Below are 15,309 nucleotides of genomic sequence, written 5' to 3' on the forward strand. Positions count from 1 at the left end.
TCGGCTATAGATTAACATCTTAATGTAGTCATTCTATACAAATTACTCTTCGTCGTCAACTTCCTCAAATTCAGCGTCTACTACGCCGTCATCTTCAGATGTTTCACCTGAAGCGTCTGCTTGAGCTTGTTGCTCTGCTGCCGCTTGTTCGTATAATTTAACTGTTAAGTTTTGAACTACTTCGTTTAAAGCATCGCGTTTTTCTTTCATTGCTTCTAAATCGTTCGCATCGATAGCTGCTTGTAATTCATCACGTGCTGACTCTGCTTGTGTAACTTCTTCTTCAGAAACTTTATCTTTTAAATCTTCTAAAGTTTTGTTCGTAGTGAAAATTAATTGATCAACTTCATTGCGTAAGTCTGCTTCTTCACGACGTTCTTTATCTGATTCAGCATTTGCTTCTGCATCTTTAACCATTTGATCAATTTCTTCATCTGAAAGACCTGAAGATGATTTGATTGTAATTGTTTGTTCTTTTTGAGTACCTAAGTCTTTAGCACTTACGTTAACAATTCCGTTTTTATCGATATCAAATGATACTTCGATTTGAGGAACTCCACGTGGTGCTGGTGGAATATCCGTTAATTGGAATCTTCCTAGTGTTTTGTTATCCTGAGCCATTTCACGCTCACCTTGTAATACGTGTACATCTACTGCTGGTTGGTTATCAGCTGCAGTAGAGAATACTTGTGACTTACTCGTTGGAATTGTTGTGTTACGATCGATTAATTTAGTGAAGATTCCACCCATTGTTTCGATACCTAGTGATAATGGTGTAACATCAAGTAATACGATATCTTTAACGTCACCTGAGATAACTCCACCTTGAATTGCAGCACCCATCGCTACTACTTCATCAGGGTTAACTGATTTGTTAGGCTCTTTACCAGTTTCTTTACGTACAGCTTCAACTACTGCTGGAATACGAGTAGATCCACCAACTAAGATAACTTGGTCAATTTCATTTTTATCTACACCAGCATCTTTTAATGCTTGACGAACTGGATGTTTAGTACGCTCTACTAATTCATCTGTTAATTCTTCGAACTTAGCACGAGTTAATGACGTTTCTAAGTGTAATGGTCCAGCATCTGAAGCTGTGATGAATGGTAAACTAATTTGAGTTGAAGTAACTCCAGATAAATCCTTTTTAGCTTTCTCAGCAGCATCTTTAAGACGTTGTCCAGCCATTTTATCTTTAGTTAAGTCAATTCCATTTTCTTTTTTGAATTCTTCGGCTAGATATTCAATAATTTTCTCATCAAAGTCATCTCCACCTAAACTGTTATCACCCGATGTAGAAAGTACGTCGAATACTCCATCTCCTAACTCAAGGATAGAAACGTCGAACGTTCCTCCACCTAAGTCAAATACCAAGATTTTTTCTTCACTATCCGTTTTATCTAAACCATAAGCTAATGCCGCTGCTGTTGGCTCGTTAACAATACGTTCAACTTCTAAACCAGCAATTCTACCTGCATCTTTAGTAGCTTGACGTTGTGAATCATTAAAGTAAGCTGGAACAGTAATAACTGCTTTATCAACTTTTTCACCTAAGTAATCTTCAGCATAGCTCTTAATGTATTGAAGAGTCATTGCAGAAATTTCTTGCGGAGTATATTCTTTATCTCCCATTGATACTTTGTAGTTGTCACCCATGTGACGTTTAATTGAACTTACAGTATCAGGGTTTGTTACAGCTTGACGCTTAGCAACTTCCCCTACTTGAATTTCATCATTTTTTAAAGCTACAACAGATGGTGTTGTACGGTTTCCTTCTGGGTTGGGAATAATTTTCGCTTCTCCACCTTCAAGAACCGCTACAGCAGAGTTTGTTGTACCTAAGTCAATACCAATAATTTTAGCCATATTACATTTCTCCTTTTAATTGTTATTCTGATACGATAACCATTGCCGGTCTAATGACGCGGTTATCAATTCGATATCCTTTTTGTAAAACTTGTATAACAGTATTACTATCTTGTCCATCTCCAGCAGGCATTACACTTACAGCTTGGTGGAAGTTTGGATCAAATTCTTCATTTAATGGGTCGATTGTATCAATTTTTTCTTTTTCAAATGCATTTTTAAATTGGTTATGAACCATCTCTACACCTTTTTTAAGTGCTTCACCATCTTCAGATGGTGTTTCAGTTTGTAGAGCGCGTTCTAAGTTATCAATGACATCTAAGAGTGACGTCGCTAAATTTTGTGATCTGAACTTAGCTGCATCTGATCTCTCTCGCGTATTAATTCGTCGCATATTAGCCATCTCTGCTTGCAGACGTAATACTTTGTCTTCTAATTCTTCTTTTTCTTGTTGTAATAATTCTAATTCTGATACCTCGCCTGTTTCTTGTTCTGAAACCTCGGGCGAATCAGTCGTTGTCTCTTCTGATGGAACTGCTTCTAAGTTCTCTGTAGTTTCATCAACAACTTCGTTATTATTTTCTTGTTCTGTCAATTGACACCCTCCTTCATTAATCTTATTGAATCGATAATTTACTTATCATCATTTCTAATAAAGCTATTACTCTTTCATAGGACATTGTCGTAGGACCAAGTAATCCTAATATAATCTTTTGATTTTGATTAACGAAGGAGCCTGTCAGAAGATTTATGTTCGCAACACTATCAGCTAAAAACTCATAGCCGAACTTAATATTAATACCTTCATCTTGATCTTCAAGCAATTGATACATTTCTCTTGAACCATCTATTAAATCGAATAAATGCTTAAGTGCATCTCTGCTTGTCTGTCCATCTATTAAATCAAATATATTACTTTTTCCACTTATGTAATAGCGGTGTCCTTTTATGTGGTGCATAGATTTTTCAATCAATGGAGAGAAATCCAATTGATACCCTGTCAAACGTTGTGTTAGTAAAGGTATCCCTAACTTCATCCTTTGATAAGCATCTTCAAGTACAACTCCTTTAAGTTCGTCATTAATCATATTTACTAACTTTGAAATATCATCTTTTGATAATGATACTTTTAGATCAATTTGCTCACTTTCGATGTTCCCTTTATCAGTCATAACAATTGATATATATCGAGTGCGATCAATTGGCACTAACTTAAACTCATCAAAGTAATGAGACTCTTTGTCTTGTCCAAGAACCACTGCTGTAAATCCAGTCAATGAAACTAAAATATCTGCACAAAGTTGTGTCAGTTGTAATGGACTGTAATGTCTCGCTTGGGTTAACTCCTCAAAATTAGCATCATCATCAAGTAATGGTAATTGCTTATCTTCTTGACGAATAATACCTTCGATATAATAACGATAACCATCTTTTGATGGAATACGTCCACTAGAAGTATGAGCTTTCATTAGAAAACCAAGTTGTTCTAGAACGACCATATCATTACGTATTGTTGCAGGACTAACATCCAAGTAACTCTCTCTAAGTAAAGTTTTAGATCCAATAGGCTCTTCAAACTGTCCATAAAGTTGTATAATTAAATTCAGAACTTCCTGTTGCCTTGATGTCAACATATTCTCACCCCACTTATTAGCACTTAAGTTATCTGAGTGCTAACTGTTATTATAATACAACCTACCAAGTTGTTTGTCAAGACTTTTGGCAAAAATAAACAAAAAAAATAGCACTCTTAGTTACAGAGTGCTAAATAACTTCACTTTCTTCGATTTCATGCGGATTTTCCAAATGAAATGTGAATCCTTCACCTAAAACTTGTTGAATTCCAGTAACAGTCACGAATGCATTTGAATCTATCTCATTGATAATTCGTTGTACTTTAACTAATTGAATTCGATTAATCACTACATATAGAACATCCTTTTCTACTTTAGAATAATAACCATAGCCTTTCAGCACTGTGATACCACGATCAACTCTTTTCATAATCTCTTCTGCAATCACATCGTGTTGATTGGATACAATCATCACTGCCTTTTTAGGATTATACCCTTCCATAACAAAGTTTAATAATTTACTAGTTATATATAGTGAAATCAGTGTCAGTATTCCTTTTTCTAACCCAATAACCAATGTTAAAGGAATAACAATCATGATATCAATGATTAATAAAGCCACTGAAACTTGCAGTCCCATATACTTATTAATAATTAAAGCAATAATATCAACACCGGCAGTAGTACCATGACCAAGAATAACAATTCCTATTCCCAAACCAATTAAAAAACCACTACTTAATGGTGCAAGTAAGGTATTATCTGGTTGGAACCCTGGTAAAACTACAAATTCTAAAAAGAATGACATGGATACAATAGCAACTAATGTATAAATGATTGTTTCTTTCTCAAGAAATTTCCATCCAATTAGCATTATAATTGTATTTATAATTAAGTTACTTAGAGCTGGACTAATTCCAAATACATAATAAAATAGTAAGGTTATACCAGTGACCCCACCTTCACCAAGTTGATTGGGTATAACAACTGAATTAATTGCTAGTGAAAAGATGAAAGTTCCTAGTAAAACGAGAAACAAATTTTTAAAAATATTTTTATACATTTGCATCACCATTTAATTGCTTAAAATAGATCCTAGTATTTTCTTCATCTATTTTTAATTGATCAATTAGACCATCTATATTATCAAATTTATATTCACCTCTTAAATAATGGTGCCATCTTACTCTTACTTTCTCTCCATAAATCATTTTATTAAAGTCCAATATATATACTTCACAAGTTAAATCATGATTATCATAAAATGTTATATTATGACCTATTGAAGCACTTCCCAGATGCCAAGTATCACCTATTTTAATCTCAACGGCATAAACACCGATTCCTGGCAATAATTGAGGGTGAGCTACTTGAATATTAGCAGTAGGATAACCTAATGTTCGACCTACTTTTTCGCCATGGATGACTGTACCATATACTTCATAAATATAACCTAAGTCGTTATTTGCTTGAGTTACTTCCCCATTATATATTAATTCTTTAATACGAGTAGTAGATATCTTCATATGATGTGATGATAGTTCATCAACTTCAATGACATCAAAGCGATCAGATGCATGGATTGGTAGTGTATGCATGTTTGCAATTTCTTTTTTTCCGTATGTATAATCATAACCAGCGACTGCTACTTCTGTATTTAAACTCACTAAATATTCCTCAACAAATTCCTGTGGTGTTTGAGTTCCGAACGAGAATGTATAATCAACGATATATAATATATCAACATTAAATTGCTCCATTAATTCTGCTTTTCGTTTATTTGTTGTTAAATAATTAAACGAATCTAAATTAAGATCTTCATAAACTATTCTTGGATGTTGATTAAAAGTCATTAGCGCCAATTTGAGTCCTCTTTTATTTGCTTCTTCTCTTGCTCGTTCTATTACTTTTTGATGACCTAGGTGAACGCCATCAAAAAACCCTAATGTCATTACGACTGATTCATCAGGGATTTTATCCGGATTATAGGGATGGCTTAAATATATTATCTCCATTTAGAATCTCCTTTCGTTTATACAAACATTTTGTAAGGTTTTATAAATAATTCTTTTTCAGCATGCTGCAGATATAGAGCGATAATTTTATCTTCATAATAAAACGCTACTGGATTTTTAAAATCTAGATTGAAGTCTGCCTTTAATAATACTTGCCCATTTTTTACTTTTGCAAATTGTTCACGGTCTAATTCAATTTTTGGTAAGTGTGCTAGGGACGATTCTATCGATGCTACTTTTTCTTCGATTTCATTATTATCCATCATTCCTTGAATCTCCTCAAGAGAATAGCTTTGAGAAGAATTAAATCCACTAGTCTGTAGCCTTGTTAACTCAGACATATGAGCAGGATAATTCAATTTCTTACCCAAATCCACTGCTAATGTTCTAACATAAGTCCCTTTTCCGCAATGCACATTAAATTTCCACGATTGAGCGCCTTTTTCATGATCATAATCGGGCTCACCATCTCGCTCAAATGAATTAATGACAGCTGTTCTGATTGGTCGTTCAACCTCTAAGCCTTGCCTAGCATATTCATACAATTTCATACCGTTAACCTTAACTGCTGAATACATTGGTGGAATTTGTTCAATAATACCTTCCATTGAAGACATTGCTGCATCGATATCTTTAATAGAAACTGGTTGAAGGACTGGCTTTTGTTCAACAACCGCACCATGCGCATCTTCAGTTTCTGTTGACGTACCAAGTGTAATTTCGCCATAATAAACTTTAGGTGAATCCATCAATAACTCAACTAATCTAGTGGCCTTGCCTAAACAGACTACAAGCACACCTTCTACTTCAGGATCTAGCGTACCAGTGTGCCCAATTTTTTTCATCTTTAAAATTTTTCGCAATTTAAAAACAACATCATGACTTGTCATGCCTTTTGGTTTCCAAACAGCTAAAATACCATTTATCATAATTAGCTCCTTAATTTATACTTTTCGACACTTGATTATAACAAACTTCACAAGTCTCTGCTATTCTATATTATCAGATACATAATTAACCAAACAACTACTCTTATTATTTATTAATTTTATTTTTTTCACACCGCATGTGATATACTAATTCTCAGATAAAAAGGACGTCTAATGTAATAGTAATTCTAGGTTCAAGGCCGGACTTGGTATACTTTAATGACATTTACACAAAGTTTGTCCTTAATCGAGTCATACTACTAAAGAGGAGTTCTTCATGAAAAGAAAACAACGGCTATCATCCATTCTAAAATACATATTATTATCGGTCTTATTGCTCATTATTATATTTTTTGGTCTATTTAAATTATTTAGTTATGAAAGTCTTGATTCTGCAAGATCACTTATTCATTCTACCAAGGATTATCAAGTTCATGATAATAAAAACTCTATCTACTTTTCACCAGTACCAAATAAAACAAATTCTATGCCTACAATTATCTTTTACAATGGTGCATTAATTGAAGAGGAAGCCTACTCCCCGTTAGCAAGTGAGCTAGCCAAAAATGGATTTCCCGTGTATGTTATAAAAACATTATTTAATTTTCCTTTATTAGCCCCTGATGATGAAATAATCGATGACCTTACTGAAGAAGACTCTATTATACTTATGGGCCACTCACTAGGCGGAGTCCAAGCGAGTTATATAGCTAAAGAATTATTAGACAATAAAAATTCTGATTCACCAGATCTTTCAGGTTTAATATTACTTGCGAGCTATCCGGCAGATAATACGGATTTAACGAACTTTAATAATCCAGTCTTAAGTATTACAGCAAGTGAAGATGATATCATTAATGCTGAAAAATATTTAAATGCTAAGCAACTACTCCCTGATGAAACTGTATATTATACAATCCAAGGTGGAAATCATGCCGGTTTTGGCTTTTACGGTGCACAGCGCGGGGACGGGGATGCCACAATCTCACACGATGAACAACTGCAAGAGATTGTCCATTTAATTAATACAACTTGGTAAAAGGAACATCTTAAGCATAAAAAAACACCATCCAAATCACTATTTGTGACTTGAATGGTGTTTCTTTTTACTCTTCGTCGCTTTCTTCGTTACTGTCACCTTTAATTTGGTTTAATAACGAATCAATATGACTTCCGTAATCAATTGAACGATCTCGTTCAAATTTTATTTCTGGTGTTTTATAAAGTGTTAATTTCTTACCTAAATCACTACGGACTTTACCTGTAATTGCATCAAGGCCTCGTTGAGTTTTTTGTCTCTCTCCAGCCTTATTTGACAAAGTGCTGTAATAAATTGTCGCGTGTTGTAAATCTCCAGTAAGATTAACGTCAGTAATTGTTACACCGTCAATTCGCGGGTCTTTAATTTCGAGCAACAAAATATTATTTACTTCACGTAAAATTTCTTGTCTTACTCTACCAACACGATATTTTGCCATTGTAACACCCTCCTTAAAAAGGTTTATCTTTTTATTTCAACCATATGGAACGCTTCGATAACATCGTCCATTCTAACATCGTTATAATTTTCGATCATGATACCACACTCATAGCCTTTATCCACCTGTTTTGCATCATCTTTAAATCGTTTCAAGCTTGCTAATTCACCTTCGTAAATAACAATGTTATCACGAAGTAAACGAACTTGACTATCACGAGCAATATAACCATCTGTAACAAATGATCCAGCAATCGTACCTAATTTAGATACTGTAAATGTCTCACGAACAAGAGCTTGACCTTGAACCTCTTCTTCATATTCAGGATCCAGCATTCCTTTCATCGCTGTTTCAATTTCGTCAATTGCATCATATATAACTCGGTATTGTCTAATATCCACAACTTCAGAATCAGCTTGCAGACGCGCCTGTGGTGTTGGTCGAACGTTAAACCCAAGAACAATAGCACCCGATGCTGCAGCTAATGAGATATCACTCTCATTGATTGCACCAACTGCTTGATGTACTACATTCACACGTACACCTTCAACCTCTATCTTTTGTAAGCTTGCAGATAATGCTTCAGCAGACCCTTGTACGTCCGCTTTAATAATCACATTAACTGATTTTAATTCACCTTCTTGTAATGAATCAAACAAGTTATCTAATGTAATTTTCTTCGTTAAACTACGTTGAACATCTTGTGCTTCTTGAGCACGTTGTTCACCGGCTTGACGAGCAGTTTTCTCATCTTCGAATACAACGAACAAATCACCAGCTTGAGGTGCATTTTGTAATCCAGTAATCTCAACAGGTGTTGCAGGTCCAGCAGTACGGATACGTCGACCAATGTCGTTAACCATAGTTCTGACACGTCCATATGTGTTACCTACTACAATTGGATCCCCAACATTTAACGTACCATCTTGTACTAATAATGTCGCTGTTGGTCCTTGACTCTTATCAAGACGAGCTTCAATAACCGAACCAATCGCTAAACGACTTGGGTTAGCTTTCAATTCTTGAACTTCTGCCACTAAAACAATCATCTCTAATAATTCTTCAATATTTTGATTGAATTTCGCAGAGATTTCAACGAAGATGTTCTCTCCACCCCAATCCTCAGAGATAATTCCATGTTCAGATAACTCTTGTTTGACACGATCAGGATTAGCAGTTGGCTTATCAATTTTGTTTACAGCAATAATAATCGGAACCTCTGCGACTTTAGCATGGTTAATTGCTTCAACAGTTTGTGGCATTACCCCATCATCTGCAGCGACAACGATAATCGCAATATCCGTTACATCCGCTCCACGTGCACGCATCGTAGTAAACGCCTCATGCCCAGGTGTATCTAGGAATGTAATAATATTATCATCTTCAGTTTCAACTTGGTAAGCACCAATATGTTGAGTAATTCCACCTGCTTCATCTTCAGTTACTCGAGAATGACGAAGTTGATCAAGTAATGTTGTTTTACCATGGTCAACGTGTCCCATAATTGTTACGACTGCAGGACGAATTGAAAGTTTCGATGCATCTTGCTCTTCTTCAAAGTACACATCTAAATCAGAAACATCTACAACAACTTTTTCTTCTGGCTCCACACCATATTCAATTGCAATTAACTCAATAACTTCTTTTGAAAGTGCTTGATTTTGGTTAGCCATAACACCATTCATCATTAATTTTTTAATGATTTCTGATGTGTCGCGGTGTAACATTTTAGCAATTTCTTGAATATTTGTTCCATCAGTATATACAAGTTTCTCAGGTAAATCTTTATGTTTACGTTGTGTTATACCTTTAGACTCAGTATTTTTGAAATTCTTGTTACCTTTACCGCGTCTATTTCGGCGGTTACGACGACCTGCTTGATTAGATGTGTTGTTGCTACCAGCATTTTTATTTGGGGTATTACTCTGTTTAGTATTCGTTTTGGATTCCTCTTTTTTGTTTTGATTTTGTTTTGTTTGTTTTTTGTCTGAAGTTTGTTTAATAGCATTCGTTTCATTACTAGAAGTTTTCGTTTCTTTGTTACTAGCTTGTTGAGAAGCTTTTTCTTTATTCTCTATCTTCTTAGTGTTTTTATTACTAATAATTTTATTCAATTGTTTTTCTTGATCATCTGTAATTGAAGACATGTGGCTACCAAATTCTAGTCCGTTAGTTTCGGCCATAGTTAGCAATGCCTTACTTGTCAGATCATGTTCTTTTGCATATTCATATACGCGTTTAGTCATGTAATCACCTTCCTAATTAATTAGTCATATGATTCCTCACTCTCCACGTCGTAAGATAAAAATTTCTTTGCCATACCTTGGTTTTCAATTCCGATAATTGTTCGGCTTTTTCCAATTGCGTGGCTTAATTCATACTTAGTAAATTCAGTGTTAAGGGGAATACCTTCACGTTCGCTCAATGAGCGATATCTCTCAATTGTTTTTTCGCTGGCATCGTTAGCGCAAAGAACAAGATGGATTCGATGATTTTTCATCGCTTTCTCTACTAGTTCATCACCCGATATAATTGCTCGAGCGCGCGTAGCCAGACCTAACATATTCAACTTTTTCAAATCATTTTTCATAGTAGTTCTTTTCGAGCTTTCTGATGGTCGATGTAGCTATATAATTCATCATAGAATTCATCATTAATCTTCATTCCAAATGCACGATCAAACGTTCTTTCTTTTTTAGCTTTAAGTGCCAACTCTGGCTCAAGTGCTATATAAGCTCCTCGCCCATTTTGTCGACCCGTTGGATCAAGGAAAACTTCGTTTTCTTTGGATTTAACAACACGTACTAATTCTTTTTTAGGATACATTTCTTGAGATACAATGCATTTCCGCATTGGTTGTTTGCGTTGTTTAGTTGCCATTATATCGCTCCTTTAATGAATATTCTCTCTTATTATAACTCATCTTGCGCTTCATCATGCTCTTCTAGCAACTCTTCATAATTTTGTTCATGATCATGCTCGATTTCTGATATTGCATCTTCAACTGCTTCAGCATTGTAATTGTTCTCATCTATATCTTGCTCTTCGATTTGATCAACTACGCTTTCTTGCTCTTCAATATCTTCAAGTTCTGCAACATCTGAAATAATCTCCGCTTCATCAAAAGCATCATACTCTTCAGTTAATTCTTCTTCATTGTTAACTAAAAAATCTTCTTCGATTTCAGCATTCTTTTCATTTAAATACTCTTCATATGCCGACTCAGATTTTATATCAATTTTGTGTGATGTTAATCGAGCAGCTAAACGAGCATTTTGTCCTTTTTTACCAATTGCTAATGATAATTGGTAATCAGGAACGACTACGATACATGAATTTCCTTCTTCTTCGAAGATAACGTTAATTACTTCGGCAGGACTCATTGCATTGCGAATGAATGTCGCAGCATCTTCACTATGTTCGATAATATCCATGTTTTCGCCGTTCAATTCATTAACAATTGTCTGAACACGTTGACCTTTTTGACCGACACATGTCCCTACTGGGTCAATATTTTCGTCACGTGATCTAACAGCTACTTTAGAACGATCTCCAGCTTCACGAGAAATAGAAACAATTTCTACTATACCATCGTAAATCTCTGGAACTTCTTGTTCAAATAATCTGCGCAAGAAATCAGGATGTGCACGACTTACCACTACTTGTGGTCCTCGGGGTGTTTTCTCAATCTTAGATACATAAACTTTAACTCGTTGGTCGATTTCTAAATGCTCTCCAACAATTTGTTCACGGATAGGCATAACTGCTTCCACTTTATCTAAATTTATATAAACAATCCCTTTGTCATAACGTTCAACAGTCCCTGTTAGAATCTCATCTTCATATTGAATGAATTCATTATAAATAATGTCACGTTCTGCTTCACGGATGCGCTGCATAACAACGTGTTTTGCAGTTTGAGTCGCAATACGTCCAAAATCATTTGGCGTTACTTCGAATTTAATTTTATCGCCTATTTCGTAGGCACGATTAATTTCTAACGCTTCTTCCAATGATATCTCGAACGTTGGATCATACTTAGTTTCGACTACTTCTTTTACTGAAAAAACTTTTATTAATCCTGTTTCTTCATTAAATTCAACTTCAACGTTTTGCGCATTGTCATATCTTTTTTTATAAGCTAATACTAATGCTGATTCTAAAGCCTCTTTGATAATTTGACTTGAAATACCTTTTTCTTCTTCTAGAATTTGCATAGCTTGCACTAAATCTTTACTCATCTTCTGTATCACCTCATTAATTTTTTAGAATTTAATAGCTAAACGGACATTTGAAACAGCGTCACGTTTAATAGCAAGTTCTTTTTTTCTAGTTTTAATTGTTACTTCTATTTGATAAATTTCATCAGTAACTTCTAACAACGTACCTTCATGAAATTTCTCCCCGAATTGTGGAACGTAATAATCCAAGTGAATATATTCGCCAACAGCGTTTAATATATCTTTATCAGATTTTAATGGTCGTTCTGCACCTGGAGACGACACTTCTAAAAAGTAAGCTTTCGGAAATGGATCTGGGTTAATTTGATCGAGTGCCTCACTTAGTTTTTCACTAATTGTTGCACAATCCTCAATATCTATTCCCTCTTCTTTATCGGCATAGACTCTTAAGTACCAGTTTGGCCCTTCTTTTACATACTCTATGTCAACCAAATAACAATTTTCTGATTCTACAATTGGCTCAATTACTGGAACTACGGACTCAATAACTTTACTCAATATTTCACCTCATCCTTTTAATTTAAATCTTAGTTATAAATATGAAAGGAGCAAGCGTCACCGCTCACTCCTCCCCGTCTCTTCTAAATTCCTTAACCAATATACCACAAATACTTATAATGTACAAGTAACAGCTACTTTAAAGGATTCTTCTTTCACAACAAAAAATCCTTTGATAAGTTTGTGCGAACTTATCAAAGGAATATTTAAGAGTATGTGTATAGTTTAACTAAACTTTAAAAATATCCTCCACGGTATTGTTTATATCAATGACAATATATAATTTATTCCCATGGACTTTTCCTGACATAAATTTATTTGATGTTCCACTTACTTCTGTAGTCTCAAATGGGAAATATACTTCATCACTATCAGAATTATCCCATTCTACAGTAAGACGCTCAATATCATGATTTTTGATAACAGTTTCAAACATACCTGCTTCTAAACCACCTTGATTAATATCTGTTGATTGAAACGTATCAGCTTCAGGTAGTATTTCAATACGAAAAGCTTCTGATGGGTGAATTTCTACAATTTCACCATCATTTATTCTACCTAAACTTGTTGATACACGTTTTATCCAAATATCTCCAACAAATTCAACTGGAACTTCCCACTGGCCTCCATTATGGAAATGGAAATTAAATGCTTTAACCCTTCTACTCATAATATATCTCCCCTTGTGTTATATATTTTTCTTATAGTCCAATTATAACAGACACAATTTTAAAACGCTAGTTATTTGATAAAAACTTCACATGATAATATAATCAGTAAATACTATTAATATCGTCTTTTAGAATTAATCGTGAATATTTCCGTTAAGTTTGTGAATTAAAAACTATTATTGAAGTGTATCATTATGCTTGAAAAACTGTAGCAATAAAATTTAAAAGCATTTACATTTTTTATATTATTTTCTATGCTATAATTCAATTTAGTAAATCAAGAAAGGAATTGGTATTATGAAGAAGTTTATAAAACTGTTACTATTTAGTACGTCTTTATTATTTTTGCTTTCGTCATTACAGGTAGCTCAAAGTGAGGAAGATACAGATAAATTCGCCGGCGAGAAAGTTAAAATTGGGACGGTCGGTGATGAGCTTGCTGATATATGGGAGTTTGTTGCTGATAAAGCTGCCGAAGAAGGAATCGAATTAGAAATTATCTTATTTACAGACTATAATACGCCAAATATTTCTCTAGTGGATGGCTCACTGGACATGAATGCTTATCAACATTCTGATTTTCTTAAAGAATGGAATGATTCTAACAACACGCAATTAACATCTATAGGAACATCTTTCGCTACACCTTTGCGTTTCTTTTCAGAACAACATAGCTCAATTGATGATTTACCTGAAGGTGCAACAATCGCAATACCTAATGATTTAGCAAGTAGCTCTTATGCTTTACAAGTATTAGACTTGGCTGGAATAATAAAGATTGACGATAATTTGGACAGCTTACCGACTATTAACAATATCGTTGAAAACCCAAGCAACTTTGAAATTGTTGAATTAGAAGCAGCTCAAATTCCTGCGACAATGCCTGACATTGATATGGGTGTGATTCATCAGGTATACCTAGAAAGCACTGACTTCGAACCAAATGATGCAATCTTTTCTTATGGTCACAACCCTGAAACTTTTAACTATAATAGATTAAATACGATAACTGTCCGTGCAGAAGATCAAGATAATCCATTATACCAGCACATTGTGGATTTATATCAATCACAAGACGTAGCTGATTATATTAACGAAATATCTAATGGTGGTCACTTACCTGCTTGGATTTTATTAGAGGAATATGAAGCCAGTTTAGAAGAAGAAAATACAGAGAACGAAACAAGTTCCAATTAAAAAAACGGCCAATTGGCCGTTTTTTAATTATATTTATTTAGTATTCTTTTCAATATGTGCGATGAATGCATCGGCAACTACTTGTAAGAATCCACGTGTTTCTTCATTATTTAATTTACCTGCTTCGTCAAAGAAATTTTGAGAATTAGCTAAAAACACTTCTGGTTGAGCTAATACTGGCATATCTAAGAATGCTAAAATTGGTCGTAATGATTGGACTGCATTTGCTCCACTAATATTCGAAATAGAATGTCCTAAGATTAATGCTGGTTTTCCAGCCCATACACTTTGTCCCCACGGACGAGATGCTACATCAATGGCATTTTTTAATACACCTGAAGTCGAACGGTTATATTCTGGTGTTGCAAAAATAATCGCATCTTGTTTTGCAACAGAATTACGAAATTCTGTATATTCGCTCGGGCTATTCTCATCATATTCTTCATTATATAAAGGCAAATTCCCAATCTCTAAGAATTCAACTTCTACACCAGATGGAAATAATTCTGCTAAAGCTACAGCCCACTTACGAGCAAATGATTCTTTACGTAAGCTACCTACTACTACACCAATTTTTGTCATAAAAATAACATCTCCTTTAAAGTTTTATTTGTCTACTTCTTCATCTTATACTCATTCAAATGTTTTTGCAAACGTTACGTTCACAATAGATCGTGATATTGTAAAATTGTAATATTTACTGCAAACCATTGCCATTTGTGACAATTTAAACATTAAATAATAGTTTAAATTTCAAATAATTCACAATTAATACTAATTATCTTTTAGATTTCAAAAAAACCTCACCTAACGTAATCCATGGAGATTAGTTAAAGT

General features: G+C 34.3%; 16 protein-coding genes. 2 read left to right on the forward strand and 14 right to left on the reverse strand.

Annotated features, from left to right (window positions below; genetic code table 11):
* Positions 1–42: 42 nt before the first annotated feature.
* From dnaK to truB, 6 genes are all read right to left on the reverse strand, one after another.
* On the reverse strand, positions 43–1,869 hold the full coding sequence (dnaK, locus tag HYQ40_01595) for a molecular chaperone DnaK (protein ID MBZ6526452.1): 1,827 nt from the start codon (positions 1,867–1,869) through the stop codon (positions 43–45).
* Positions 1,870–1,891: 22 nt separating this feature from the next.
* The gene (grpE, locus tag HYQ40_01600) at positions 1,892–2,464 is read right to left on the reverse strand and encodes a nucleotide exchange factor GrpE (protein MBZ6526453.1); all 573 of its coding nucleotides are present in this window, start codon (positions 2,462–2,464) and stop codon (positions 1,892–1,894) included.
* A 22-nt stretch (positions 2,465–2,486) separates the two neighbouring features.
* Complete coding sequence (gene hrcA, locus HYQ40_01605) at positions 2,487–3,503, reverse strand: heat-inducible transcription repressor HrcA (GenBank protein MBZ6526454.1); 1,017 nt, start codon at positions 3,501–3,503, stop codon at positions 2,487–2,489.
* A gap of 130 nt (positions 3,504–3,633) precedes the next feature.
* Entirely contained in the window at positions 3,634–4,506 is an 873-nt protein-coding gene (locus HYQ40_01610) for a YitT family protein (GenBank protein MBZ6526455.1), read from the reverse strand.
* The gene (ribF, locus tag HYQ40_01615; GenBank protein ID MBZ6526456.1) at positions 4,499–5,458 is read right to left on the reverse strand and encodes a riboflavin biosynthesis protein RibF; all 960 of its coding nucleotides are present in this window, start codon (positions 5,456–5,458) and stop codon (positions 4,499–4,501) included. The genes HYQ40_01610 and ribF overlap by 8 nt, the downstream gene beginning before the upstream one ends.
* 17 nt (positions 5,459–5,475) lie before the next feature.
* On the reverse strand, positions 5,476–6,384 hold the full coding sequence (gene truB / locus HYQ40_01620; protein ID MBZ6526457.1) for a tRNA pseudouridine(55) synthase TruB: 909 nt from the start codon (positions 6,382–6,384) through the stop codon (positions 5,476–5,478).
* Positions 6,385–6,664: 280 nt separating this feature from the next.
* Between truB and HYQ40_01625 the strand changes: the two genes are divergently transcribed.
* Positions 6,665–7,426, forward strand: a complete 762-nt coding sequence (locus HYQ40_01625; GenBank protein MBZ6526458.1) for a hypothetical protein — start codon at positions 6,665–6,667, stop codon at positions 7,424–7,426.
* 67 nt (positions 7,427–7,493) lie between these two features.
* Here HYQ40_01625 and rbfA read toward each other — a convergent pair whose 3' ends face one another.
* The 7 genes from rbfA to HYQ40_01660 all read right to left on the reverse strand — a co-directional run bounded on the left by rbfA (position 7,494) and on the right by HYQ40_01660 (position 13,274).
* Positions 7,494–7,865, reverse strand: coding sequence for a 30S ribosome-binding factor RbfA (gene rbfA, locus HYQ40_01630; GenBank protein ID MBZ6526459.1), 372 nt, complete (start codon positions 7,863–7,865; stop codon positions 7,494–7,496).
* Between the two features lie 23 nt (positions 7,866–7,888).
* Positions 7,889–10,111: a translation initiation factor IF-2 gene (gene infB, locus HYQ40_01635; protein MBZ6526460.1), complete on the reverse strand. Its 2,223-nt coding sequence runs from the start codon at positions 10,109–10,111 to the stop codon at positions 7,889–7,891.
* 20 nt (positions 10,112–10,131) lie between these two features.
* A complete protein-coding gene (locus tag HYQ40_01640) occupies positions 10,132–10,455 on the reverse strand; it encodes a ribosomal L7Ae/L30e/S12e/Gadd45 family protein (protein MBZ6526461.1) in 324 nt (107 codons plus the stop codon).
* Positions 10,452–10,745, reverse strand: a complete 294-nt coding sequence (locus HYQ40_01645; GenBank protein ID MBZ6526462.1) for a YlxR family protein — start codon at positions 10,743–10,745, stop codon at positions 10,452–10,454. Before HYQ40_01645 ends, HYQ40_01640 begins: the two co-directional genes overlap by 4 nt.
* Positions 10,746–10,777: 32 nt before the next feature.
* Positions 10,778–12,106, reverse strand: coding sequence for a transcription termination/antitermination protein NusA (nusA, locus tag HYQ40_01650; protein ID MBZ6526463.1), 1,329 nt, complete (start codon positions 12,104–12,106; stop codon positions 10,778–10,780).
* Positions 12,107–12,130: 24 nt separating this feature from the next.
* Positions 12,131–12,604 (reverse strand): ribosome maturation factor RimP, encoded by a 474-nt coding sequence (gene rimP / locus HYQ40_01655; GenBank protein ID MBZ6526464.1) that lies wholly within the window; start codon positions 12,602–12,604, stop codon positions 12,131–12,133.
* 229 nt (positions 12,605–12,833) lie between these two features.
* Positions 12,834–13,274, reverse strand: a complete 441-nt coding sequence (locus HYQ40_01660; GenBank protein MBZ6526465.1) for a hypothetical protein — start codon at positions 13,272–13,274, stop codon at positions 12,834–12,836.
* A gap of 298 nt (positions 13,275–13,572) precedes the next feature.
* Here HYQ40_01660 and HYQ40_01665 point away from each other — a divergent pair, with 298 nt between their 5' ends.
* The gene (locus HYQ40_01665; GenBank protein ID MBZ6526466.1) at positions 13,573–14,472 is read left to right on the forward strand and encodes a methionine-binding protein; all 900 of its coding nucleotides are present in this window, start codon (positions 13,573–13,575) and stop codon (positions 14,470–14,472) included.
* Between the two features lie 33 nt (positions 14,473–14,505).
* On the opposite strand, the gene HYQ40_01670 is transcribed toward HYQ40_01665, so the two are convergent.
* Positions 14,506–15,054, reverse strand: a complete 549-nt coding sequence (locus HYQ40_01670; protein MBZ6526467.1) for an NAD(P)H-dependent oxidoreductase — start codon at positions 15,052–15,054, stop codon at positions 14,506–14,508.
* Between the last annotated feature and the right edge of the window lie 255 nt (positions 15,055–15,309).

Source organism: Aerococcaceae bacterium DSM 111021 (assembly GCA_020112395.1).
GTDB lineage: Bacteria > Bacillota > Bacilli > Lactobacillales > Aerococcaceae > Ruoffia.

Bases quoted from the DNA above. Each gene is read 5' to 3' on its own strand.
- hrcA (MBZ6526454.1), bottom strand. From the start codon at position 3,503: ATGTTGACATCAAGGCAACAGGAAGTTCTGAATTTAATTATACAACTT.
- HYQ40_01665 (MBZ6526466.1), top strand. From the start codon at position 13,573: ATGAAGAAGTTTATAAAACTGTTACTATTTAGTACGTCTTTATTATTT.
- nusA (MBZ6526463.1), bottom strand. From the start codon at position 12,106: ATGAGTAAAGATTTAGTGCAAGCTATGCAAATTCTAGAAGAAGAAAAA.
- HYQ40_01660 (MBZ6526465.1), bottom strand. From the start codon at position 13,274: ATGAGTAGAAGGGTTAAAGCATTTAATTTCCATTTCCATAATGGAGGC.
- HYQ40_01645 (MBZ6526462.1), bottom strand. From the start codon at position 10,745: ATGGCAACTAAACAACGCAAACAACCAATGCGGAAATGCATTGTATCT.
- HYQ40_01670 (MBZ6526467.1), bottom strand. From the start codon at position 15,054: ATGACAAAAATTGGTGTAGTAGTAGGTAGCTTACGTAAAGAATCATTT.
- HYQ40_01625 (MBZ6526458.1), top strand. From the start codon at position 6,665: ATGAAAAGAAAACAACGGCTATCATCCATTCTAAAATACATATTATTA.
- rbfA (MBZ6526459.1), bottom strand. From the start codon at position 7,865: ATGGCAAAATATCGTGTTGGTAGAGTAAGACAAGAAATTTTACGTGAA.
- HYQ40_01640 (MBZ6526461.1), bottom strand. From the start codon at position 10,455: ATGAAAAATGATTTGAAAAAGTTGAATATGTTAGGTCTGGCTACGCGC.
- HYQ40_01610 (MBZ6526455.1), bottom strand. From the start codon at position 4,506: ATGTATAAAAATATTTTTAAAAATTTGTTTCTCGTTTTACTAGGAACT.
- ribF (MBZ6526456.1), bottom strand. From the start codon at position 5,458: ATGGAGATAATATATTTAAGCCATCCCTATAATCCGGATAAAATCCCT.
- infB (MBZ6526460.1), bottom strand. From the start codon at position 10,111: ATGACTAAACGCGTATATGAATATGCAAAAGAACATGATCTGACAAGT.
- dnaK (MBZ6526452.1), bottom strand. From the start codon at position 1,869: ATGGCTAAAATTATTGGTATTGACTTAGGTACAACAAACTCTGCTGTA.